The following is a 23,466-nucleotide window of genomic DNA, read 5'->3' as shown; positions in this document are numbered from 1 at the left end:
ATTCATTTAAGCGCCATACTCCCAAAAACAAAAACCACTTATTGAAATCAAGATGGCCAGCACTTCAATTAAAAAATGTCAGTTTTTGTATTTTCTTATTTACGTATTCTGCTCACTTGACGCTGCTGCCGAAATGATAGCGATACAGATCACTGCTCCTAATGGATCAAACCTCTACACAGAACAACCTATCGATAAAAGTGCAGATATCAAAGGAAGCGAGCCTATCTATATCAAAATATCATCAACTCAATATCAAGCAATAAAGTGCAAAGGCCCGTGGGGCGCTACAAAGTACAAAAAATGGATGACGGAGGGGCCTGGTTTCAAGCTCTACCAAAGTGATAAGCAGCTGCTCATTCAGGTTGTTGAACACCGAGTAATTAGCGCTGACATGTCCATTAACTCCATGAGCATACATTGCATGGACGCAGAACCTAAACAAGTTATTAAATCAATAGCGGAGATAGTTATCGAAAGATCAATAAATTCAGAAGAAATACTAGAGTTTGATAATGGGTATAAATTATCTTACCAGTACTCAATTACAAAAGGAAAGCCGTAAGTTTAGTCATTCAGGAAACTATTCATGCCAGCATAAACTTTTGCGCACTCCCCTTTCACCAAGTCTTCAAGAATCAAAAATGGATGAATCATATCGGAAAAGTGAACATTTTCAGATCTAACACCCACCTCTTCCACTTTCCGGTAGTAAATATCCCCAGTATCCCGGTGCGGGCAAAACTCTACGGTAAAAACCAAGGTTTCAGGAAGAGCTGCCGTAAAATCCATAAAAAGAGGGGATGCTTTTTTTCTACACTGCCCCTCAGCAAAATATTGCCCCAAGTACCAAATTGATTTTCGTGCCTCTAAAAAATAGCCTACCGCATTCTCTTCATGGGACCGTAAATGCATGGTGTAATCGAGAACCGGATAAATTAAAACCTGCTTTTTAATCTTAACGCTGTAGTCAAATTGAGCCAGGTGAGACATTGTGGCGGCCAGAGCGCCACCTGCAGAATCCCCAGCGACAGACAAACTCTGTTGATAATATAGGCCCAATCTATCCAGTGCCGCCCAAACCCCAATAACTGCAGCATAGCAATCTGTTACTGCGCTCGGATAGCGATTCTCAGGGGCCAACCGGTACTCAGGCGCAACAACAATATGTCGAGTCTCCCGGGCAATCTTTCTGCAAATCGGGTCAAATGAATAAACGTTTCCAGCTACATGACCACCGCCATGAAAATAGACAAGAACAGGTAGAACCTCATCGGGATAGGGGACAAAGACTCTTACTGGTACATCGTATCCAGAGGCATAGATAATGCCATCTCGTACCGAGGCAACATCTGGAATATCGGTCACATACTTATCTATAAACTTTGTGGTCGATTCCCGAACATTGATGGGGTTGAACTCAAAGCCCTTCGAGTAGAGCTCTTTCATAGAGCTGTTGAATTCTTCAAGAAACCCCGAAAGGCGGTCATTTACTTTACGCATTGTCGTTACAGCCAGGATAGAAGAGACTTCGCCGTACCCGTGAATATGAGCCATTCACCGGGTACGACGTCGATAGCTTGTATCCCCACCACAACAACAGCCCTAAATCTCCTGGCGAAAATGCCTGAAACGACATTTCATCTAGTGATAGCTAGGAGCCCAAACTACTCAAGAGGAGTAAAAGACCGGTGCGGATACATAGCTCCAGAATAGAACTGTAGCAACCATAACAATGACTGCCATGACGAGTGACACCGTAATAATTGCACTGGCAAAAAGGAAGCCACGCTCTTCAGAAACACCCATCACTATAGGAATTCCCAAATAAAGCAGATAGACGGCGTAAGCAACCGCCAGAGTTGCGAGCAATATGTCCAGCCACAACACAGGGTAAATCCCTGCAATACCCACAATAAAAATAGGCGTGGCAGTGAAACCCGCTACAACAACGCCTTTAAGGGGGTGAGTTTCAGCTCCGTAAGTCTTTGCCATCCAATGGATAAAATAACCAATAGCAGTAACAGCCAAAACCATTGTGCAATAAAATACGGCGACCAATTCCAAAGCACTTTGTCCCGTAATTCTCACCGGGGCACCAGTGCCAATCGTCCAGCCAACTTGTGTCGTGCCAAAATACCAAGCAGCTGCAGGAAGTAATGCCAGAACGATGACATAAGGAACCTGTCTACGCAGATTACGTTCAGAGAGACTGCCAATAAGCTGCCACTGTCTACGTGGTTGCAGCATAAGGCCAAGCATATGGGTCAACATCTCGTTATCCTCGACTGTGCAAGGAACTATAAGCGAGACCTATTAGCTCAAATTGATCTTGGAACTGCTTGTCAAAATGAGGTGTACCGCAATCAGGCCACTCTCAAGCTCCAATTTATTTCTTATTTAACCCCTTCACTTTTAGGTGTTAAGGTCGCACAAGTCAACAAACTCAATTAAATTGGCGGGAATGTTTACGCGAGCGTTTCGCTTGGAAACAAGTAAATAGAAAATACTGCTACAAAAAAACCCGCGAAGGATAAAGCAGGATTTATGGTGGGGAAAAGCGGGTTACTAGACCCAGGCAGCCTTGGAAACTGCCCGGGTACGAAGATTTAGTACTTAAACTACAGGCTCAACAGAGTGCATCCACCCGTAAGCATCCTCAGAACGCCCCTCCTGAATATCCAGCAGTGCTTGTCGCAAACGCTCTGCAACAGGACCTGGGGCATCGGCTAGTTCGTACTCCCTATCGCCATCACCGATTACGCTGATAGGACTGATTATTGCAGCAGTACCACAAGCAAAAGCTTCGCTACAGTCTCCAGAAGCTACCTGCTCTAACAGTTCATCAATGGGGATCGCCCGCTCAACAACCTTGTACCCCAATCCCTCCGCAAGCTGGATCAGAGAATATCGGGTAATGCCTTCGAGAATTGAGCCGTTCAACGCTGGGGTATATATAGCGCCATCAATGACCGCAAAAAAATTCATCCCTGACAGCTCATCGATACTCTGCCGGTTAGAGGGGCTCAACCAAAGCGACTGATCATAACCTCGCTCTTTAAGGCGGCCGATACTAAGTAGAGAACTGGCATAATTTCCGCCAACTTTAGCATCCCCAGTTCCCCCTACTGCAGCTCGAGCATCTTCTCTCTCAACCCACAAACGCATATTGCCGGAATGGTAGGCTTCCGAGGGACTAGCTATTACATAAAATTCATAGGCATTACTGGCTGAAACCGTTAGGTCCGGCTGGGTTCCCATTAGGAAAGGACGCAGGTACAGGGACTCACCGCTGTTGCTCGGGAGCAGGCCAGCGCAGTAAGCAGTCACAACACGAACGCCATCCAGGAACAGGGACTCAGGAACCGGAGGCATACATAAGCGCTTAGCTGAATATGCCATTCGTGCAGCATTCATTTCGGGCCTGAACAGTGCAGCTCCCCCCTCGGAAGTTCGATAGGCCTTCATTCCTTCAAAGCATGACTGCGCGTAGTGAAGTACCTTAGCAGCAGGGTCGACGGTCAGAGGCGCATAGGGGATCAACTCTCCACTACTCCAGCAACCATCCTGCCAAATGGCGCGAAACATTACTGGGGCCATGGCGGTTCCAAAGCCCAGCTTCTCGGGTGCTTCATAGCCCCGAAGGCTTACCGCGATCTCTGGATCGATATAGATACTCACTGAGCTCTCCTCTGAATTCGAATCAGCTGATTATGGCGCTTGTTACGCTGCAATCCAAATAGATCAACCTCTGATACAGCAACAGCAGTAATCTAACCCCAAATTCAGCATACTTGTTAGGATGATGATCCACCTATTTAGCTTCCGCCATCCTGATGTGGCACCAGCGCCAACCAAGCCACTCGCTACACTTCGCTGCCAAGTCGCGATATCGGACGTAATCAACAAATTTTTGGCATCTACTTACAGTCCCTCACCCCTAATTTGCACTCCCAACTGCTAAACCAAAAGGGTGGTCACAGGCATGCTGGCGCAATGGGCATTAAGTGGCTGAAGTACCCGCCGCAGCTTCCTTCTTGGCACATAGTGCTAGCTATACTGACTAATACGCGGCCAGGCAGGCACTTATAAGCATCCAGTCGCGCCGTCACTGTGAGCTTGAGGATACCCCCTCAATGCGCTCAGGGTCGAGAGAACCACATTCAGGAGAGAACTTCCGCCGTATTCGCTGTTGCAGTGGGCGAGCGGAAATAAGACCCGAAAACTGACAGGTGCAGGTTCCAACCTCAGCTGTTTGGTATTCGGTGAAGCCAAATATGAAACGGAAGTGGTTCAATCGTGACACAGATAGATACCAGCAATTCCTTTGCTATCGGCTTGATGTTTACAGCCACAGCACTGCTGTGTAATGGCGCCCTGGCCGACGATGGCGCACCTGTGGCAGTCCAAACTAATGCACCTCCAAAAGCCTTTATTGAAGCCGCCTCGAAACCACTCAAGAAAACACCTCGACAGCTAAGGCCCTCCGAGGCTGTAGAAAATTACCGTGAACGTATAGAGGAGCTCGAAGCCCAATATGGTGCTTATGGCGCCGGTATTGATGAACAGCTTTTGGGGCTGGCCACCGCATTACAGAAAGCTGGCGATCATGAGCAGGCTGTCACTGAATTTCGTCGTGCAATGCTGATTAGCAGAGTCAATGAGGGGCTCTATTCACTAAGCCAAATCCCTATGATCAAGCGCTTGATCGAGAGTCAAATAGCGCTCAATCAGTGGGAAGAAGCTAACGACAACCAGCAGTACCTCTACTGGCTCTACCAGAAAAATTACGGCGAAAAAGACCCCCGTATGCTGCCAGTAATCAACAACTTGAGTCGTTGGCATTTACAGGCTTATGTGGAGGAAAAAGGGGACACGCTATTTGAGCATCTAATTAGTGCAACCAATCTTTACAGTTTGGCGGTAGATATTATTACAAAAAACTTTGGTTCCACCGACCTTCGCCTTGTTGATGCCCTGCGCGGATTAAAAGCAACTAACTATTATCTGGCCACCTATAAGGGTGAACCCAACTCTCCAGTTTTTGTTAACGCCAGCTTTGGTGGTAGTGGCCCCGACTCACATCAGCGAACCAAATTAGATCACTACCGGATGAAGAGTTTTAACACCGGGAAAAAAGCCATTACCCGTATCGTTGATGTCTACCAAAGAAACCCCAAGTCCCCCCCGGCAGCCTCAGCCAAAGCCAAAGTTGAACTCGGCGACTGGTACATGATGTTTAACAAGTGGCACTCCGCACGCCAAACCTACGGTGAGGCCTACAAGGCACTTTGGGATAACGGTGCCTCTAACGATGAAATTGAGGACATATTTGGACGGCCTGTGGCTTTACCCGCGCTCCCCGTTTTGGAGTCGGACAGCAAAGCCCTAGCCAATTCCCGGATTACGGTCTCCTATGATGTCACGGCTTTTGGCAAGGCGAGGAATATAAAAATACTCAGGGCTTACCCTTCAGATAAAGTGAAGATCCGCTCAAAAGTTAGAAACATTCTAAAACGCGCTAAATTCAGACCAAGGTTTGAAGATGGAGAGGCGGTGGAAACCCGCGGAATTGTGCAACGCTTTATATTCGACTGAGAAACCTATCACCACTGACACCAGCTCGATGTGGAATCTACGCAAATAATCAAATAACAACTATTTTTAAAGTTCCACATTGAGCATTTGCTAGTACCGGAAAAACACTTCATGTGTCTCACGCGGTCACACCGGCAAACAGTCTAGGAGAGAAAGAGATGACACCTCGAGCAGCGGTAGAAAAAATTCACCGCCACAGCTGTTTGTCAAATGTACTGGTACCAATTGCTTTGGCGGCGATCTTAACCGGTGGGTGCAAGAGCCAACAAACTCAGTCACAGCCACCAGCAATGCCATCTTTACCATCTTCCAGTTCATCTTCCAGTTCTGCATCGCAATCACAATCGCAATCGCAATCTAGTAGCAGCAGTAGTTCGCAAAGATCTGGCCAATCAACGGCTTCAAGCAGTGGGCAGCCTAGTAGCAGCTCTTCCAGCCAGCCCAGTGCGAATATGCCTACAGCAAGATCAGAACAGAGCCAGTCCTCCAGTAGTGGAAGTAGCGGATCAGAGTCGAGGGATCAAAGTTCACCTGGGGATCAAATGCCGGACCCAAACGGTTCAAATGATCCATCGTCACCAATTTATACGGATCCCGAACAAACCAGCCAAAATGGAGAGAAACCTACTGATCCTTCGTCTGGTGAAGATGGAACGCCTCCCGAAGAAATTGATTTTTCTGAGGAGGAGCAATCATCCTCGTCTTCCAGCGCATCATCTAGTAGTAGCTCAGCTTCTAGCAGCAGCTCATCCAGTAGTAGCTCAGCGGCCAGCGGCGCGCCTGCCAGCAGTTCAGCTTCTGGGCAACCCGGCGGTGGTTCGCCACGTTCCGGAAGTGCCCCCAATGAAGCTCCCACTTCATCGGCAGATCGCGTTGCAGAACTTGAGGGCCAGTTTGAATCCACTATGGTCAGCTATGACGGCATGATTTTGCGGGAGCGTGACTTTGTAAGAAACAGACCGGGGTCAGCCTCCGATGAAAATAAAGAAGAGGCGATGGATGAGGCACCACCAGCAGGGGAATCCCTAGAAGACTTAATTCAATCTGTAGAAGCCGAAATTCCACCTCCCCCCAATGCAGGCCCAACATCAGGTAACGGCCCCAAAAATAATAACTCCAGTGGACAAATAACCGGTCCCGGACTGCCCGCCTCTGGACGTAAAGGTGATTTTAATCACGGTGGTTCACAGGCAGTTGTGCCTGCCGATATACCCAGTGGTACAGATGATGACGTCGTAGCTCGACAGATTCGTGAAGCTGCCACACGCGAGACTGACCCCGAATTGCGCGAAAAGCTTTGGGAAGAGTATCGCAAGTATAAAAGTGCAACGCAGTAGTCTTGGAGAACGCCGATATGTCGACCAACCAAAAAACCCGACCGGTTAAGTATCAGTTCATAACAAGAGTCGCAGCATTTTTACTAACTCTTGTTGTTATCAATGGTTGTACCACTACCGAAGTCAGAACTACCGCATTTACTCCGCTAACAATCGAAGATAACAATGTTCCCGAAGAGAGACTGCTGGATGTCGGCGTTATTCAATTCAATCCAGGTCTCGATACAGCACAAGCAGATGAAGATGAGCTTGTTTTTCCCGAGCTTCGTCAAGCTGAATCCCGCTATATGGCTGTCACCCTTGCCGATTCATTGCAGTCCAGCCTGGGGTGGGGAGCTGTAAGGGTTATTCCATCGAGCCGCACCAATATTGATGTGACCGTATCCGGGCGTATTTTGCAATCTGATGGAGAAAAGCTGACGGTGGAAATCACCGTATCCGATTCCCGGGGGCAGTTGTGGTTTACCAAGCAGTATTCAGAGAACGCATCCCACTATGCCTACGACCGAAAGCACCCTACTGAAGGAGATGCTTTTCAGGGAATCTATAACCGTATTGCTAACGATATGCTGAATTACCGACAAAAGCTTTCAAATCAGCAAATCGTAGAGCTGCGCACAATTTCTGAGATGCGGTTTGCACGGGATTTTTCTCCCCAGGCATTCAATCGCTATTTAACTCAAAGTGCTGAGGGTGTCTATTTTTTAAGTGCTTTACCCGCAGAGAATGACCCCATGTTACAGAGGGTAAGAAAAATACGGGAAAGAGATTATCTGTTTGTCGACACTCTGCAGGAGTACTACGGCACCTTCGCCAAAAGTATGGAAGTTCCCTATCAGGAATGGCGAGCCCGCAGCTATGAAGAAGTAAGGGAGATGCGAGAGTTAAAGCGCAAAGCCCGCAATCACACAATTATGGGAGCAGCAGCCATTATTGGAGGTATTGCAGCTGCTGGCGCTGGTACTGGAAGCGCCCAGGCAGCTGGGCAGGTTGGGATCGGTGCCGGGGGCTATCTTGTTAAAAGTGCATTTGACCGAAAATCCGATGCCAAGATGCATTTGGAAGCTCTGCAAGAATTAGGAGACTCCATCGAGGCAGAGGTAGAACCGCAAATTGTTGAGCTGGAAGATCGCACTATTACCCTCACAGGTACTGTTGAAAATCAGTATCGGCAATGGCGGGAAATTCTCAAGGAAATCTATGAAGCCGAAACTGGCGCAGTCAGTAACAGCATTTAAATCACGTTAGAGGTACCCAAAAAGCACGCTAATCATTGTGATTAGTTATTACTGAATACCCAACATCTTCACTGGGTCATTGAATAACACGGCGGAATCACTATGCAGCACCGCGATAACTCCAAGGAAGATACAGTTCATATAGAGCCCGCAGAATTCACATTCGGCGGAGAGGAAAGCTCTAAATCCCCTAAGTCAACGACTGCCAACGCTATTCATCAACGGGAGCAAAGGTCCTACTGGCCCGCCGTTCTTGGGGTGATAATGGTAAGCGCACTGGTCGGTGTATTTTGGGGGCTTCCTCAAGTTGTAAAACCACCAAAGCGTTCAGCCGATACAATTGTCTCCGTACAGCCTGGAAACAGCGCAGCTGTAGAGAGCAACCAAAAATCTCCTTATAGCGATGCAGAAATAATGCAGCAGCGCAGGGAGGTTCAAAAGGTTCTCCAGGAAATTCTTGAAATCAAAGAAGAGCTCAAAGATCGAAAGGTAGAAGTATGGGCTTTTGAAGAATTCTACTCTGCTGAAGACCTGGCTCTAAAAGCTGATGAAATTTATCGCAAACGCAATTTTATGGCAGCGCTCGAAAAATACCGGGAATCACTCCAGGCATTAGAGTACCTGAAAGATAGTATTCCCGAGCGCATTGAGACGCATATTAGTGAAGGTAATCGAGCTCTGAGTCAGGGAGATAAGGATTCCGCCAGCGATGCTTTCAAGATGGTATTAACCATATCCAATAACCATCCCAGAGGCCTTAAGGGTATTGAGCGAGCCGACAAACTCCCCCTCGCTTGGTGGTACTTAACTCAAGGAACAAAGGCATTTAAACAGGCCAAATTGGATTTGGCTCAGGAACAGCTCAAGAAATCTCTCGCGATCGACTCAGAAACAGCCGATGCTCAGGATCTATTAGTAAAGGTTGAGGGTGCAATTACAGAAAGGGATTATCAAAGCGCGATGTCATCTGGCTACGGTGCAATTGCCGAAGAAAAATTTGAATCGGCAAAATCCTATTTTCATCGAGCAAAGAACTTAAAGCCAACAGCAAAAGCCCCCGATATCGGCTTAGCACAAGCACAAAATGAAGCTGACAGAGTGCAGATAGAAAAACTCCTCCAACAAGCCCGCATGGAAGAAACCAAGGAAGAATGGCACAGAGCCCTAAAAAGTTATACAGATCTGGTCAAGAAGGACTCTAGCCTGGTGGACGCAATAACAGGCAAGGCTAGAGCTGCTGCCAGAGCAAAGCTGGATGACCAGTTAAAAGACTTAATTCAAGATCCATTAACCCTTGGCGAAGGTAAAAGGAACTATTTTGCCCGACAAGTACTAACAGACGCTCGCAAACTCAATACTAAAACCCCAAGGCTGCAAAGACAAATTGAAGACCTTGAAAATGCCCTGACACAAGCCCTGATCCCCTTACCGGTTAAATTCAAGTCGGATCGAACCACCAGTGTCACCATTTACCATGTAGGGAAATTAGGTAATTTTGACCAGAGGGAAATCGCGCTGAAACCTGGGCGCTATATCGCCATTGGTACCAGAGAAGGTTACCGGGACGTTCGCCAAGAGTTTGTTGTAAAACCAGGTAAGCCCACAACGGAAGTTGTTATCCAATGTGCCGAAAGGATAAACGGTGCCAATAATAGTTAAATGAGAGAACCCAGACAGCAGCATAAACTCTAAAAATAAGATTTTCCGTAATGAGCTGCGATGACAACAGACACCTCGTTGAGCTGAGCGAAACGAGGTGTTCTGTGACAAACACCCTATAAATCCCCATGCAGATTACGCCAGCAAGCTAAGCTTTCTGCAGATAGAAAATTGTGTACCCACCTTTGGTCAGGCTGACTGAGCATAAAGCGATGCGTGCCAAACCAATGCCATTGCGAAAAATCTATAAGTACCAGCAATAGGGAAACATAAATGACAGTGAAGGAAGCAGTACCTGTCCAGGATGAAAAGCCGCCAGTTCAGGAACAAAGCCTGATTGAGCCAGTTGGATTCACCCCGGTACAAATAAAATCTACCCGCGCGCGACTCTTTCTTTCTAAGCGAGCATTGATTGTCGCAGGTTGCCTTTTACTCGCTATTTTTGCACTCAGCTATCTGATTATGGCGCGGTCATTAATCTTTGATACCAACCCGGTTGATGCCCGCATCAAGGTCAGTGGGTTCGCCATCCCTCTGGGCGATGGCCATTTGGTTTTACCTGGTAATTATCAATTCACGATCAGTGCCGACGGCTACTTACCCCAGAGCGGCGAAGTCGAAGTAAAACGTGACGGACACAGTCGCCACTCTGTTTCCCTGGAAAAACTTCCAGGCCACCTACAGGTTAAAACAACGCCCCCTGTACCAGTAAAAATCCTTATTAATGGACGGGAAGTACCCAATAGAAATGGTCTTGTGGAAGCGATCAACGCAGGTCCTATGCGTGTGACTGTCCTATCAGACCGGTACTTGCCGTTCACCCGTGAAATCAATGTTGAGGGGCTAGACAATACCCACACACTGGAGGCCGCGCTTCGACCGGCCTGGGCCAATATCACCGTCAGCAGCAACCCTCCCGGGGCCACGGTCACGGTTGAAGGAAAAGTTCTCGGCAGAACACCACTGACCACCGAATTAGTTCAGGGCGACAGAACCGTGTCCATTTCACTGCCGGAACATAAAACTGTCGATATTCCTGTCGCTGTTACAGCCGGTGTCGATCAAACGCTAGCAACCGTCAGCCTGGGACCCGCTGATGGACTTTTACGCGTTGTTACCACCCCAGAGGGAGCGGGAGTGACAGTCAACGGAGAGTTTCGCGGTCATACCCCACTGGAACTGGAATTGGCCTCCGGCCACAGGCATAGACTTCGCTTCTTCAAGGATGGCTACGCCTCTATTGAGCACACTGTTGACCTCGGTGCTGGCACACAGCGTGACCTGAATATAAACCTAAATGCTGTGTACGGCAGGGTACACGTCAGTAGCGTCCCTCCAGATGCGGAAGTTTACATTGATGGTCAATACGCCGGGAACAGTGGACAAACTTTTAACCTACCAGCTCGCAGCCATAACATTGTCGTACGCAAACAGGGCTACCAGGAATTTGACACTCGTGTCATTCCCAGCACCAAACTGGAGCAAACTGTCAGAGCGGTACTGCTTACATCCGAACAAGCGCGCTGGAGAGAAACCCCCTCAACTTTGCGTCACGCAGCTGGCGGCACCATGAAGCTCATGCGCCCCAACGCCGTATTTACCATGGGATCATCCCGACGAGAACAGGGGCGGCGGGCAAATGAGGTTATGCGTCAAGTATCTCTAAATCGGCCTTTCTATATTGGGACCACTGAAGTTACCAACCGGGAATATCGGCGTTTCAAGCGCCTACACACCTCAAGCCATGTAAATGGTGTCAGTCTCGACAATGACAATCTGCCAGTTGTAAATGTCAGTTGGGTAGAGGCAGTGCTATTTTGCAATTGGCTCAGTGAAAGAGACGGTCTCACACCGGTCTATTTGACGGAAGCCGGACGTGTTGTGGGCTTTGATGGCGCAGCCAACGGTTATCGTTTACCGACTGAAGCCGAATGGGCCTGGGTTGCACGATACGATCAAGGCACCATGAAAAAATTCCCTTGGGGAAATGAGCTACCAATAAAGAACAATTCCGGAAACTACGCAGATACTACTGCCACAAAACTAGTTCCTGCAGTCCTTCGCACCTACAGTGATCGTTACGCAGCTACCTCACCGGTAGGTAGCTACAGTCCTAATGCTTTTGGTATTTATGACTTAGGTGGAAATGTCTCTGAATGGATTCACGATCTATACACGATAGGGACCGGGTTATCCCGACGTATCGAAGAAAACCCTGTCGGTCCGGAGGATGGGGACTTCCATGTAATCCGTGGTTCCAGTTGGCGTCATTCGGGTTTGACTGAATTACGCCTCTCCTACCGTGATTACGGAGAGTCCGCTCGTAATGATATTGGCTTCCGCCTTGCCCGCTGGGTGAATTAGGAGACTAGTGTGAAATTTTTATTACTTACCTTACTGCTTCTATTTATCAACTTCGCGTACGCAGAAGATGAAAACAAGCCGGAAGAGAACCAACAAACAGCGGCAGTAATTCCAAAGAAAGAAGCACCAATAACTAGGAATAAAAGTAATTCAGATGACTATAAGGCCTCGGAAGAAATCTCCGAAGACTTATCGGTTTCCTTTCCCGTAGATATATAGAAATAGCCTCTAGCGAGTATCGCCATGAAATTTAAATCATCAGATTTTGTCTTCCAGGTCTTTGCTCTTCTGGGGTCTATTATTTTGGTCCACGCGATTTATGTCGCCATTATTCGCCCTAATGCAGATGCGCTAATTGAGGAGCAACTGGCGAGGGAGGCCGCTGGGGAAACCTACGTTCAACAACGCTCTATCTACATTGTGATGCGCGACTATGAGCAAGAGGCCTGCTTTGTTCTGATGTTGTGGGCAATGGCCATTATGGGACTAAAGGCACAGAGAAGCATTCGCGAACGAAAATTACTGGACAAAGCTCTACTTAATATCAGCGAGGGAACTCCTATTCTTCCCGAGGATACCCGTGATTTATCCCGCCCGATACAAGCCCTTCCTGAAGAGGAACGACGATATTTAGTTCCCAGGGCACTACTCACCGCCCTGCAGAGATTCGGTTCTACCAAGAATGTCGCCGCCGTTTCCAACTCTGTAAAAGAGGTTTGCGAAACTGAGGGAGACAGACTCGACTCTGAACTGGCAATGGTTCGCTATATTACCTGGGCTATTCCATCTATCGGATTTATTGGCACGGTACGAGGTATCGGCGAAGCATTATCACAGGCGCATCGAGCCGTAGAGGGGGATATAGCTGGCGTGACGGTAAGTCTGGGGGTCGCGTTTAACTCTACCTTTATCGCCCTGGTAATTAGTATCGTCATTATGTTTTTCACTCACCAGCTACAACTCATGCAGGAGCGCCTGGTGTTGGATACACAAAGTTACTGTGACAACCGCTTACTGCGTTTTCTGAAAATCAGCTAGCGGTTTTACCTGAATAAGTCGTAGCGAGGAATAAACCCATGGGACAAGGCGTCCTGGAAATAAATGACTGCGGATTACGTGTATTTTCAAATACTAACGAGGTACTGGAAAGTCCTGGAATTGCAGTTATTGAACACAATAAAATTCATATTGGTACCTCAGCTCAAATGCGTGCCAGGAGCCATCCGACTCAGGTTAACAACCAGTTTTGGAGAAGACTGAGCCTCGAGTCGCTAAAGTCAGAAAATCAACGCTGCCGCCATCATGCCGACTTGGTCTACTGCCACCTTCAGGAAATAGCGGAGCACTGTGACCTTCCCGATGAAATTGTTCTCGCTGTTCCCGGCAATTTTACCCACGAACAACTGGCCTTACTTCTGGGAGTTATTAAAGTCAGCGATATCAATATCGTAGGCATTGTTGATGCAGCAACCGCGTGCCTGGGTAATTTGGCTCCTGCAGGAATCCAACTGCATATCGACCTACAACTCCACCAGACACTGGTAACAAAGATTGCTGTGGATAAGCAAGCCACGGTGAAAACGGTAGAAACTGTTGCCGACGCAGGACTACACAACTTCCAGGAATCCTGGGCTCGCGTATTTACCGATGCATTTATTATGCAGTGCCGATTTGACCCTCTCCATTCAGCTGAATCAGAACAGCAACTCTATGATTTGATGCCCCAGTGGACTGATCGAGCGATGCGTCACGGAGAAGTTCTAGCTGAACTTGATGATCGAACAGCAAAGATCAGCCTGCGGCAGCTTCAAGATGCAACAACCCCTCTCCTTTCTCGTATACGGGCAATGATTGAAAACCTGGAGGAAAGTCAAAGTGTGAGTTTTATCTCCCATCGCTGGGCTGATATCCCAGGGGGAATTCAATTGGCCCAACGTGTACATCTTCTCTCAAGAGACTCCATTGCACATGCCATAAATCATCGCTGGAAAGAATTACGCAGTGATAGCAGTACATTGAAACTGATCAACTCTGTCACTGCCCTCCCCCCCAACGAGGTCAAGGTGCATGTAGAGAAATCCTCAGAAACCGTAGCGACACATTTACTTTTTGGCCACAAGGCACTGGCCGCCCAGGAACCTCTATTCGTTTTCTGGCATGACGAGAAATTTCAAGTCACCCCAACACCACCGGAGCACCCTGCCGCAACAGTCACAAATCATGCCGGCAGACTTGCTTTGCGGGTGGATGCTGGAATTCAGCTCACACTCAATGGAAAAGAGATTGAGTCACCCGTTAATCTCAACGCCGGCGATACAATTGGAGTTGCAGATTATCAAGATGTGATAACTGCGATTAGCGTGGAGCGATATGGGGCGTAAAAAGCGTCGTTTTTCCACATTTAGCCTGTCCTTCCTCGATATCATGTCCTGTGGTTTTGGGGCAGTAGCGTTAATTTTTCTTATTATCAAACACGGCTCCGATCACCAAGTTGAAGTAGAGACTGAAGATCTCACTGCCGAGGTGAACCTTCTGGAAGAGGAGGTGGAATTTGGACAGGAACACTTAGTTCAAGCCAGAAATACTCTGGATGTCGTTAGTGATGAACTGGTTGAGGCTCAAGGGCTTGCCAGACGCATTTTGGAGCAAATAGAGGAAACCAAAGGCAATATCGCTGAAATCGACAGTATCGATGAAGAAGAGGATATCAAGAGGCTACAAGATAAACTCAAAAAACTGGAGCAGGCGAAAAAGAACCTTGAGGAAGAAAATAAAAAGCTGGGAAATAACGTTCGCAAATTTGTCGGTGATGGAGATCGTCAATACCTCACCGGCCTGCGCCTAGGCGGTAATCGCATCCTGATACTATTAGATTCATCGGCGTCTATGCTCGGCGACGAGCTTATTAAAATAATACGCGCCCGTAACATGTCTTCACCGGTAAAACGCAAAACTGAAAAATGGCGCAGGGCCGTCAGCACAGTCTCCTGGCTTACTGCTCAGTTTCCCAGGGATAGCCAATACCAGATCTATACTTTTAATACCTCTTTTCGTGCCGCAATAGCCGGTACAGAAGATCGCTGGCTCAATGTGGATGACCGCGACCAGTTGGACCAGGCTATCAAGGGGCTAGATGAAGTAGTGCCGGAAAATGGTACCAGTCTAGAGAGAGTATTTAACGCTATTAACGCTATGACGCCACTGCCCGACAACATTATTCTCATTACCGATGGGTTACCGACCCAAGGGATGAGTGCGCCCAGAAAACCCACTATTTCGGGTAGAGACAGGCGCAGTCTATTCAAGCGCGCGGTTAAAGTGCTCCCCAAGAATATCCCCATCAATGTCATTCTTGCCCCTATGGAGGGGGACCCATTTGCGGCTAGTGAATTTTGGAAGCTGGCGATGCAAAGCAAAGGCTCTTTCCTTGCACCTTCGAGGGACTGGCCATGATAGGAGCACAAAAAAAGCGTCGCCAGGAGGAGTTCAGCATTTCTTTCCTGGATGTTATCTGCTGCGGATTTGGCGCAATTGTTTTGCTGCTGATGATCGCCAAGACTGCAGAACCGATTGTATTAGAGGAAGCTGAAGTAGACCTCGAAGGGCAGGTATTGGAACTACAGCAACAGCTGGCGGAAATCCGTGGTGAGACCACAGTTATCAACCGGGATCTAAATTCAAAGCGAGAACAAATCGATATCGAGCGCAAGAGAATTGCCAACCTACGCGGTGAGTTGGAAGCACTTCAAGCGGAATTTGCCAGTAAAACCGAAGGGCAAAGTGAGGATGGCAAACTCAAAGGTGAGCTGACCATTGCACTACAATCCATCACTGATGAAATGCGTCGCCTACTGGGCGAGAACTACCAGCGTAAAAACAATGTTATTGGCGGAATCCCTGTCGACAGCGAATACATTCTCTTCATTATCGACACCTCCGGCAGTATGTTTAATTACGGCTGGGACCGAATGATGGCGGAGATGGTCAATACTCTAGACCTTTATCCCAATGTTAAAGGTATCCAGGTCATGAATGATATGGGGGACTATATGTTCTTCAATTATCGAAACAAGTGGATACCTGATACCCCAGGACGCCGCCAAGCGATATTAAAGCGGTTGAAGTCCTGGAATCCTTTTAGTAACTCCAGCCCTGTTGAAGGTATCCAGAAAGCCGTCCGCAGCTTTTATGATCCCAGTAAGAAAATCAGTATTTATGTGCTTGGCGATGAATTCACCGGAAAATCAATCCGCAGGGTTATGTTAGCTGTCGAACGGGTAAATGCTAAGCACGGTGAGGGAAAACGAAATATCAGAATCCATGCTGTAGGATTCCCTGTACAGTTCTCTCGCCCTCCACACCTACAAACCACAGGACTGCGCTTTGCGGCCCTTATGCGCGAACTCACCTATCGAAATGGCGGCACTTTCGTGGGGTTGAATGACTTTCGCTAGTTAAATGATTCAAGGAGGAACATATGAGGTATAGGTCGACTTCTTTTGGACACCTAAAGGTACTTATTCTTGTAAGTTTCTTCCTGGGTGCTTGCAGTCATACAGTACAGGTAGATGGCAATTACCCAGCCCCAATAGGCGATCAATTGCCAATAACAGTAGGCTTCTACCTCAGTGAGGACTTTAAAAGTTTCACTTATAAAGAAGACAGTGAAGATCGTGAAGAATGGAATATAAGCACAGGCAGAGCACAAAAAAATCTTTTTGAAACAGTATTGGGTTCCATGTTTACCGATACCGTATCTCTATCCAGTTATCCACAAGAAGTCCCCGCCAATGTCGAACTGGTGATAGTTCCAGAAGTGCGAGAGCTGCAGTTCACAATGCCCAGAGAGACAAGGGTCAATATTTTTGAGGTATGGATTAAATACAACATGACCGCATTTGACCCCAGTGGCGGGCAGGTTGCCAACTGGGTAATAACCGCTTACGGAAAAACCCCTACCGCATTTTTACAGTCCCAGGAACAGGCATTAACTCAGGCGATAAATATCGCCCTGCGCGATGCCGGAGCAAATCTCTATACCGGGTTTGGGAAAGTTCCTGAACTACAGGCCTTTCTCTCAGGGAAACGCCGATCGCTATCACTGAGAGAAATCAAGGTGAAAGCCAAAAAGGCTGAATAAGAGGAGTAAATCGTGTTCAAGCCACTTCTAGTTGCAGCGATAATCTTTATTAGCGGTTGTACCACTGTCGTAATTGATGAGTATCGGCGCTCCGACGGTGAGCTTGCCGAAGGAGATTCCGTCGTCATCCTGGGCCGCCGTCACTCCAGTGAATATGAAACAGAGCCTGATTTAATTGCCTGTGTTGGTAGAGAACTACACAACCCTGAGTTAGGTGTAAACATTATTCCAGAGCAAGACTTTGTCGATCTTATGTACCCCTGGTTTGAACCCAGGACAGCACCTATGCATGTTCGCTCCCTAGATCGCCTGATGGAAAATGAAAGTGTGCGTGAGCGAATGGAAACCTATGGAGTGAAGTACATCGTCTGGATTGATGGTTCGACAGAGACCACAGCCAGTGCCGGCTCTATCAGCTGTACCATCAGTACCGGCGGTGCAGGGTGCTTTGGCTTTGGGACTTGGGATAAAGAATCTGACTACGAAGCGGCAGTATGGGATTTCAGGGACCGCGAACTGTCTGGGAAACTTAGTGCAGATGCCAAAGGAACCTCCTATATGCCCGCAATCGTGGTTCCAATACCACTAATCGCCAGGGTCCAGAATAATGCCTGTAAAGGAATGGCGCTGCAGCTCCAACAATTCTTGATGCCAGCAGTAACACCCAGTTCATAAAAATTAAGACGCTACGGGAGGCCAGGGGTAATGAAATTCATCGAGCGTGTTTTTGCCAGCGCTATCCTAATACTCAGTGCAGGCTGTGCATTTAACCCTGCCACCAATAAGCCTGACCTGGTTCTAATGTCAGAGGACAAGGAAATCTCTATCGGTAAAGAGATGCATGAAAAACTGATAGAGAGTACTCCAATCTATAAAGACCCAGTCCTAACCGCTTATGTCAATCATGTCGGCCAAAAAGTTGCCGCCGCCAGTGACAGACCGGATATCAAGTACCAATTTACGATCATCGACAGCCAGGATATCAACGCATTTGCCCTTCCCGGTGGGTATATCTACATCAACCGAGGCCTTCTAACTTACCTGCACTCAGAAGCTGAAATGGCCGCTGTACTAGCTCACGAGATTGGCCATATCACCGCCCGTCATGCGGTAAGGCAAAAAACAGCTGCGACCGGAGCCAGCGTTGTATCAGTACTGTCAGTTTTGGTTACCGGTAGTGGTGTAGTCGGAGATGTTGCAAATTTATATAGCACAGCTGCTGTGAAGGGCTACGGCCGCGAGATGGAACTGGAAGCGGATCGCTTCGGCGCCCAGTATATGTTCAACGCTGGTTATGATCCCCAGGCCATGATCAATGTTATTGGGCTATTAAAGGATCAGGAGACATTTGCCCGGCGCCGTGCCCGTATTGAGGGCAAGAAACCGCAAACTTACCATGGTGTTTTTGCATCTCACCCGAGAAATGACCTTCGCCTACAGGAAGTTGTAAACGCTGCGGGCCAGCTTCCCGAAGATAACAAAGAAACCAAAGTAGAATACTATCGGGAAAAAACAGATGGCCTTGTATATGGACAAAACACACAGCAGTCCACTAAAAATCGCTACAATCACAAGCGGCTGGGTTTCTCCCTTCTATTTCCCGATGGCTGGTTGGTAGAAAATCAACGTTCAGCCATTGTCGGCTCTGCACCTGATAAAAGTGCACAAATTACCATTACAGTGACCCAACGTGATGGCAACCAGCCCGCTGACATGGCTCTGCGCTCAGAGTTCGATCTACGACAACTGGAGAAAGGGGAGAAACTCAATCAATATCGACTTGAAGGCCATACCGGAAAAATTCCACCGCTTGAAAAAGAGGATGCAGATCCAGACAGAATTGCGGTAATTTTTTATGGTAGCAGACAATTTGTACTGCAGGGAAAAGTCACAAATGATGAAGACTCAGATCCAGAAGCTATTGATAAATATGACAATTTATTCCTGACCAGCATTAGAAGCTTCAGGCCGCTACGACAAACTGACATTGTAGAAGAGAAGGACATCAAACGCTTGCGCTACGTCCAGGCCAATGAAAAAACTACTTTTGCCTCCCTGGCAAAACATATGGAAATCGGCGAATATGCAGAGGAGCAATTACGCCTCTTAAATGGTTATTATCCCCGAGGAGAACCCAAGCCCGGAGAATGGATAAAGATCGTTCAATAATTTTATAAGAATCAGCCCCTAATCCTTTTTCTATCACCCCCCAAAATTTTGGAGGGTTAGTGTCTATCTGAAAATAAAAGATAATAATAAGGAGTAAGTGATGAATGGCATGATGATGCAATCCCAGCTCATCCTCACCGGTATTATGAAGCATGCTCTAAGCAACTCACCGGATAGTGAGATTGTTTCAGTTACCTTGGATAACCCCGATTTTCGTTATAGCTATCAACAAGCTTTTGAGCGAGTCTCGCAATTGGCAAATGCACTACAAAAGCTTGGAGCCAATGATGGAGATCGAATTGGTACTCTTGCCTGGAACGATCACCGGCATTTTGAACTCTACTACGCAACTTCTTGCAGCGGGCTCGTTTGCCATACCATTAACCCCCGGCTTTTCCCTGAGCAAATATCTTACATTATTGAGCATGCCGCAGATCGATGGCTGTTTATTGATCCACTATTTATGCCCCTAATCGAATCTCTGGCAGAATATCTAGATTCGATTGAAGGCATCATTGTGCTAACTGATAAAGCACATATGCCCGCCACAAGCCTGAGCAATGTTTACTGCTATGAAACATTGATTGCAGCAGAGCCCACTGAGTTTCAATGGCCTGAATTAGAGGAAGAGAGTGCAGCAGCACTCTGTTATACATCAGGCACAACAGGCAATCCCAAAGGGGTGCTTTATTCCCATCGCTCTCTGATGCTGCATACCTACGGCGTATTGATGCCAGATGTCTTTGCGATTAGAAGGGACGAAGCCATATTGCCTGTTGTTCCCATGTTTCACGTCAACGCCTGGTCAATACCCTATGCGGCACCGGCTGTTGGAGCAAAACTCGTGTTACCTGGCCCCAAAATGGGGTGTGGAGAAACGCTCAGTCAATTAATTCAAAAGGAAGCCGTTACTATCGCTGCCGGCGTTCCAACCGTTTGGCTCGCCCTGCTCAAGTACCTGCGGGAAAGTGAAGAGACCCTACCCAGCTTGAATCGAGTAGTCGTGGGTGGATCGGCTTGCCCCTGGAGTATTATGGAGGAATTCGAGCAAAAGCATGGGGTATATACCCATCACGCCTGGGGCATGACTGAAATGAGCCCGCTGGGAACCTACAATGCCCGCATACCTGAGAACCTCTCTAAAGACGAAGCACAGGCCCTCAGGCTCAAGCAGGGCCGAGCGGGCTTTGGGGTCGAGATGCGTATTGTAGACCCCGAGGGAAATACCTTGGCACAAGACGGGCTGGCTTTTGGAGCCCTTCAAGTGCGTGGTCCCTGGGTCTGTGAGCGCTACTACCAATCCAAAGAGTCAGCACTTACCGAAGACGGCTGGTTTGATACTGGTGACGTTGCCACGATCGATGCTGACGGCTACCTGACAATCACTGATCGCACTAAGGATGTTATCAAGTCCGGCGGCGAGTGGATTTCCTCTATTGAGCTGGAGAATTTTGCCATGACACAGGCGGGAGTAGCCGAAGCCGCTGTTATTGGGGTTGCCCATGAAAAGTGGGCTGAGCGGCCTCTCCTGATCATTGTTCCTGCTGAAGGCAAAACACTAAAAACTGAGGAGATTCTGGCATCCTTTAAAGGGCATTTTGCCAACTGGTGGATTCCCGATGACTGTGTCATTGCCAAGGAAATCCCCCATACGGCTACAGGCAAAGTCAGCAAAAAAGACCTTCGGGAAATCTATGCCGACTATCTATGGTCTCACGAAGCCACTGTGTGAAGGGGATTAAGACGCTTTTGGCAGGCATCATCGCGGCATAGCACAGCGGTTGTACTCCAACAAGGCAATTTTACCTGCCTCAAGTCTTGATTAGATTTTAACGGCGCTGAAATAGCGCCGTTTTAGAATGCCTAACTTCCTACTAATACCTAAACCAGCGGTCCAAGACGATACACCAATTTATAAGCAAGCCCTTTATAGAGTGCTACTCCTTACCCTCTATTTCACCGGTTCCTCTGTAGGCGACAATCTTTGCTTGCTGACTATTAACCCTCATCGATTCATGGTTCCCGGGCTGACTGGATGTCGGTTTATCTTCTATTAACTTACCTAGGCGCACTAGCCAACCAGAATTGTCTAGAATTATCTTGAGTAGAAGTATCTGACTGTGGATATCCTGGAATATCTCAGTCCATATGAGAGGGAATAGGGAATTTACACTTCCTTGCGTTGGATGGCACTGGCTTACAATCTAGCCATTATCATACTCCTCACAGCAACGGCATTTACTCATTAACGAGGAAGTCACAATGAAGAAATTATTCAGTTTGATAATCGCTGCAATAATTACCATTTCTGCAAATACCCTAGCTTGGGCAGATAATGACCATGCCGCACAACTTGCGGAGCGCTTAGAGGCAACTAAAGCCAAGCTTAACCTCTCTGATGAGCAGGTAGAAAAAGTAAAGCCAATCCTGGAATCAGCCAATGAACAACGCCGCCAAGTGCTTGCAAAATACGGCGTTAACATAGAAAGTCCCTCTGGCGCTATCCAAAAGATGAGCTTTCGTGAGAAGCGCCAGTTAGGCAAAGAAATGGCCGCTATCAGAAAATCTACGCTCAGTGAAATGTCCACCGTACTGACGGATCAACAATTAGCAGAGTTCAAAAAGCTTCAAGAAGAAAATCGAGCAGCCTTCAAAGCCAAGCTTCAAGAGAGAAGAAATTAGAGTGTCCAGGGTTCATAATGCCTATCAGATAGACGAAGCCGCGCTGAATAGCTCTACGCTCGCTCTGCGAAAGCCTCGCCCCGACGGGGCTCTCGTATTCAGTTATATCCCTGTCATATTTCTCTGCTAGAAAGTGCCCCACAATTCATCACGGGCCTTTATCACATGTTAAAAAACCTTCTATCAGTAGTGTTGATTGGCTTTTCTGTAGCCGCAACACTAACCTGCGCGGACAACTTTGATCAGAGAAATAAACAAACTATTGTGGTAGCTCATAGAGGTGCCTCTGCCTACCTACCTGAACACACCCTCGAATCCAAAGCGCTGGCTTACGCTATGCGTCCAGACTATATCGAGCAAGACTTGGTACTCAGCAAAGATGATCACTTGATCGTAATGCACGATATTTATCTAGATAGTGTAACTAATGTCGCCGACGTTTTTCCCCAGCGTGCACGCGATGATGGTCACTTTTACACTATCGATTTTACCCTGAGCGAACTTAAGCAGCTTCAGGTATCAGAGCCCTTCATAGATAGTGAGGATGGACTTCAAGCAAAATACCCTGAGAGATTTCCAATATGGAAATCTAGCTTTAAGCTGTCCACCTTTGAGGAAGAACTGGAATTGATCCAGGGGCTTAACCGATCCCTGGGCTACGATATTGGCATCTACCCGGAGATTAAAAAACCCTACTTCCATCACTGGGAAGGAAAAGATATTGCCTCTATAGCCTTGCAATCACTCAAGAAATACGGCTATACCGATCGCGATCACAAAGTTTTTTTCCAATGCTTTGACGCAGAGGAGCTCCAGCGAGTTAAATTTGAGCTGATGCCCTCCATGGGGATGGATCTATCATTAGTTCAATTGATCGCCGCTACCGACTGGGGGGAAAAATTGGTCGAAGTGAATGGAGAAATTGAAAAGTACAATTATGACTGGATGCTGCAACAGGGGGGCTTGCGCAAAATCGCCACCTACGCAGATGGGATTGGCCCCTGGTATCCTATGTTAATGGAAGTAACGGATGGCCAACCAAGAGCTAACAGTGTTGTCCGCCGGGCACACCGCAGACAGCTAGAAGTTCACCCCTATACCTTCCGCGCGGATACAGGCAAGGTTCCCGAAGAATTTGAAAGCTTCGAGGACTTCCTGCATTTCGCTGTATATCAGCTGCGCATTGACGGTCTCTTTACCGACCACCCCGACAGAGCCGTTAACTATCTTTCCCGGGGACATAGGGATCGTTAAAAAATGAAATCAGAAAAAAGGCCGC

The 23,466-nt window shown here is 47.7% G+C and carries 20 protein-coding genes; 17 read left to right on the top strand and 3 right to left on the bottom strand.

From position 1 onward, the window contains the following. The first annotated feature begins 52 nt into the window (after positions 1-52). On the top strand, positions 53-565 hold the full coding sequence (locus ACG1BZ_RS03365; RefSeq protein WP_413664381.1) for a hypothetical protein: 513 nt from the start codon (positions 53-55) through the stop codon (positions 563-565). A gap of 2 nt (positions 566-567) precedes the next feature. Here the strand turns inward: ACG1BZ_RS03365 and ACG1BZ_RS03360 are convergent, their stop codons facing one another. The 3 genes from ACG1BZ_RS03360 to ACG1BZ_RS03350 form a co-directional block, all read right to left on the bottom strand. Then, positions 568-1,503 (bottom strand): alpha/beta hydrolase, encoded by a 936-nt coding sequence (locus ACG1BZ_RS03360; protein ID WP_413664380.1) that lies wholly within the window; start codon positions 1,501-1,503, stop codon positions 568-570. Positions 1,504-1,671: 168 nt separating this feature from the next. After that, positions 1,672-2,274: a Yip1 family protein gene (locus ACG1BZ_RS03355; RefSeq protein ID WP_413664379.1), complete on the bottom strand. Its 603-nt coding sequence runs from the start codon at positions 2,272-2,274 to the stop codon at positions 1,672-1,674. 342 nt (positions 2,275-2,616) lie between these two features. Next, on the bottom strand, positions 2,617-3,681 hold the full coding sequence (locus ACG1BZ_RS03350; protein ID WP_413664378.1) for a branched-chain amino acid aminotransferase: 1,065 nt from the start codon (positions 3,679-3,681) through the stop codon (positions 2,617-2,619). A 618-nt stretch (positions 3,682-4,299) separates the two neighbouring features. On the opposite strand from ACG1BZ_RS03350, the gene ACG1BZ_RS03345 reads away from it, so the two are divergent. From ACG1BZ_RS03345 to glpQ, 16 genes are all read left to right on the top strand, one after another. Next, positions 4,300-5,598 (top strand): hypothetical protein, encoded by a 1,299-nt coding sequence (locus tag ACG1BZ_RS03345; protein ID WP_413664377.1) that lies wholly within the window; start codon positions 4,300-4,302, stop codon positions 5,596-5,598. Positions 5,599-6,140: 542 nt separating this feature from the next. After that, positions 6,141-6,935, top strand: a complete 795-nt coding sequence (locus ACG1BZ_RS03340) for a hypothetical protein (protein ID WP_413664376.1) — start codon at positions 6,141-6,143, stop codon at positions 6,933-6,935. 17 nt (positions 6,936-6,952) lie between these two features. Further along, positions 6,953-8,173, top strand: a complete 1,221-nt coding sequence (locus tag ACG1BZ_RS03335) for a hypothetical protein (RefSeq protein ID WP_413664375.1) — start codon at positions 6,953-6,955, stop codon at positions 8,171-8,173. 102 nt (positions 8,174-8,275) lie between these two features. After that, a complete protein-coding gene (locus ACG1BZ_RS03330; RefSeq protein ID WP_413664374.1) occupies positions 8,276-9,832 on the top strand; it encodes a hypothetical protein in 1,557 nt (518 codons plus the stop codon). Positions 9,833-10,105: 273 nt separating this feature from the next. Then, the gene (locus ACG1BZ_RS03325) at positions 10,106-12,196 is read left to right on the top strand and encodes an SUMF1/EgtB/PvdO family nonheme iron enzyme (RefSeq protein ID WP_413664373.1); all 2,091 of its coding nucleotides are present in this window, start codon (positions 10,106-10,108) and stop codon (positions 12,194-12,196) included. Positions 12,197-12,205: 9 nt separating this feature from the next. Further along, on the top strand, positions 12,206-12,415 hold the full coding sequence (locus tag ACG1BZ_RS03320; RefSeq protein WP_413664372.1) for a hypothetical protein: 210 nt from the start codon (positions 12,206-12,208) through the stop codon (positions 12,413-12,415). A 24-nt stretch (positions 12,416-12,439) separates the two neighbouring features. Next, on the top strand, positions 12,440-13,234 hold the full coding sequence (locus ACG1BZ_RS03315) for a MotA/TolQ/ExbB proton channel family protein (protein ID WP_282934287.1): 795 nt from the start codon (positions 12,440-12,442) through the stop codon (positions 13,232-13,234). Positions 13,235-13,272: 38 nt separating this feature from the next. Further along, positions 13,273-14,577: a hypothetical protein gene (locus ACG1BZ_RS03310; protein ID WP_413664371.1), complete on the top strand. Its 1,305-nt coding sequence runs from the start codon at positions 13,273-13,275 to the stop codon at positions 14,575-14,577. Next, on the top strand, positions 14,567-15,649 hold the full coding sequence (locus tag ACG1BZ_RS03305) for a VWA domain-containing protein (RefSeq protein WP_282934290.1): 1,083 nt from the start codon (positions 14,567-14,569) through the stop codon (positions 15,647-15,649). The genes ACG1BZ_RS03310 and ACG1BZ_RS03305 overlap by 11 nt, the downstream gene beginning before the upstream one ends. Continuing rightward, entirely contained in the window at positions 15,646-16,650 is a 1,005-nt protein-coding gene (locus ACG1BZ_RS03300) for a VWA domain-containing protein (RefSeq protein ID WP_413664370.1), read from the top strand. The genes ACG1BZ_RS03305 and ACG1BZ_RS03300 overlap by 4 nt, the downstream gene beginning before the upstream one ends. 23 nt (positions 16,651-16,673) lie before the next feature. Beyond that, positions 16,674-17,336, top strand: coding sequence for a hypothetical protein (locus ACG1BZ_RS03295; RefSeq protein ID WP_282934292.1), 663 nt, complete (start codon positions 16,674-16,676; stop codon positions 17,334-17,336). 12 nt (positions 17,337-17,348) lie between these two features. Next, on the top strand, positions 17,349-18,011 hold the full coding sequence (locus ACG1BZ_RS03290; protein ID WP_413664369.1) for a hypothetical protein: 663 nt from the start codon (positions 17,349-17,351) through the stop codon (positions 18,009-18,011). Between the two features lie 30 nt (positions 18,012-18,041). Continuing rightward, entirely contained in the window at positions 18,042-19,505 is a 1,464-nt protein-coding gene (locus tag ACG1BZ_RS03285) for a M48 family metalloprotease (protein WP_413664368.1), read from the top strand. Between the two features lie 100 nt (positions 19,506-19,605). Next, a complete protein-coding gene (locus ACG1BZ_RS03280; RefSeq protein WP_413664367.1) occupies positions 19,606-21,237 on the top strand; it encodes a long-chain fatty acid--CoA ligase in 1,632 nt (543 codons plus the stop codon). Positions 21,238-21,767: 530 nt separating this feature from the next. Further along, the gene (locus ACG1BZ_RS03275; protein WP_413664366.1) at positions 21,768-22,187 is read left to right on the top strand and encodes a hypothetical protein; all 420 of its coding nucleotides are present in this window, start codon (positions 21,768-21,770) and stop codon (positions 22,185-22,187) included. 165 nt (positions 22,188-22,352) lie between these two features. Beyond that, the gene (gene glpQ, locus ACG1BZ_RS03270) at positions 22,353-23,441 is read left to right on the top strand and encodes a glycerophosphodiester phosphodiesterase (RefSeq protein ID WP_413664365.1); all 1,089 of its coding nucleotides are present in this window, start codon (positions 22,353-22,355) and stop codon (positions 23,439-23,441) included. Positions 23,442-23,466: the final 25 nt, after the last annotated feature.

The organism is Microbulbifer sp. CNSA002, assembly GCF_047324085.1.
Lineage (GTDB): Bacteria > Pseudomonadota > Gammaproteobacteria > Pseudomonadales > Cellvibrionaceae > Microbulbifer.
The sequence above is the reverse complement of the archived record's forward strand: the minus strand, read 5'-3'. Positions and strand labels throughout refer to the sequence as shown.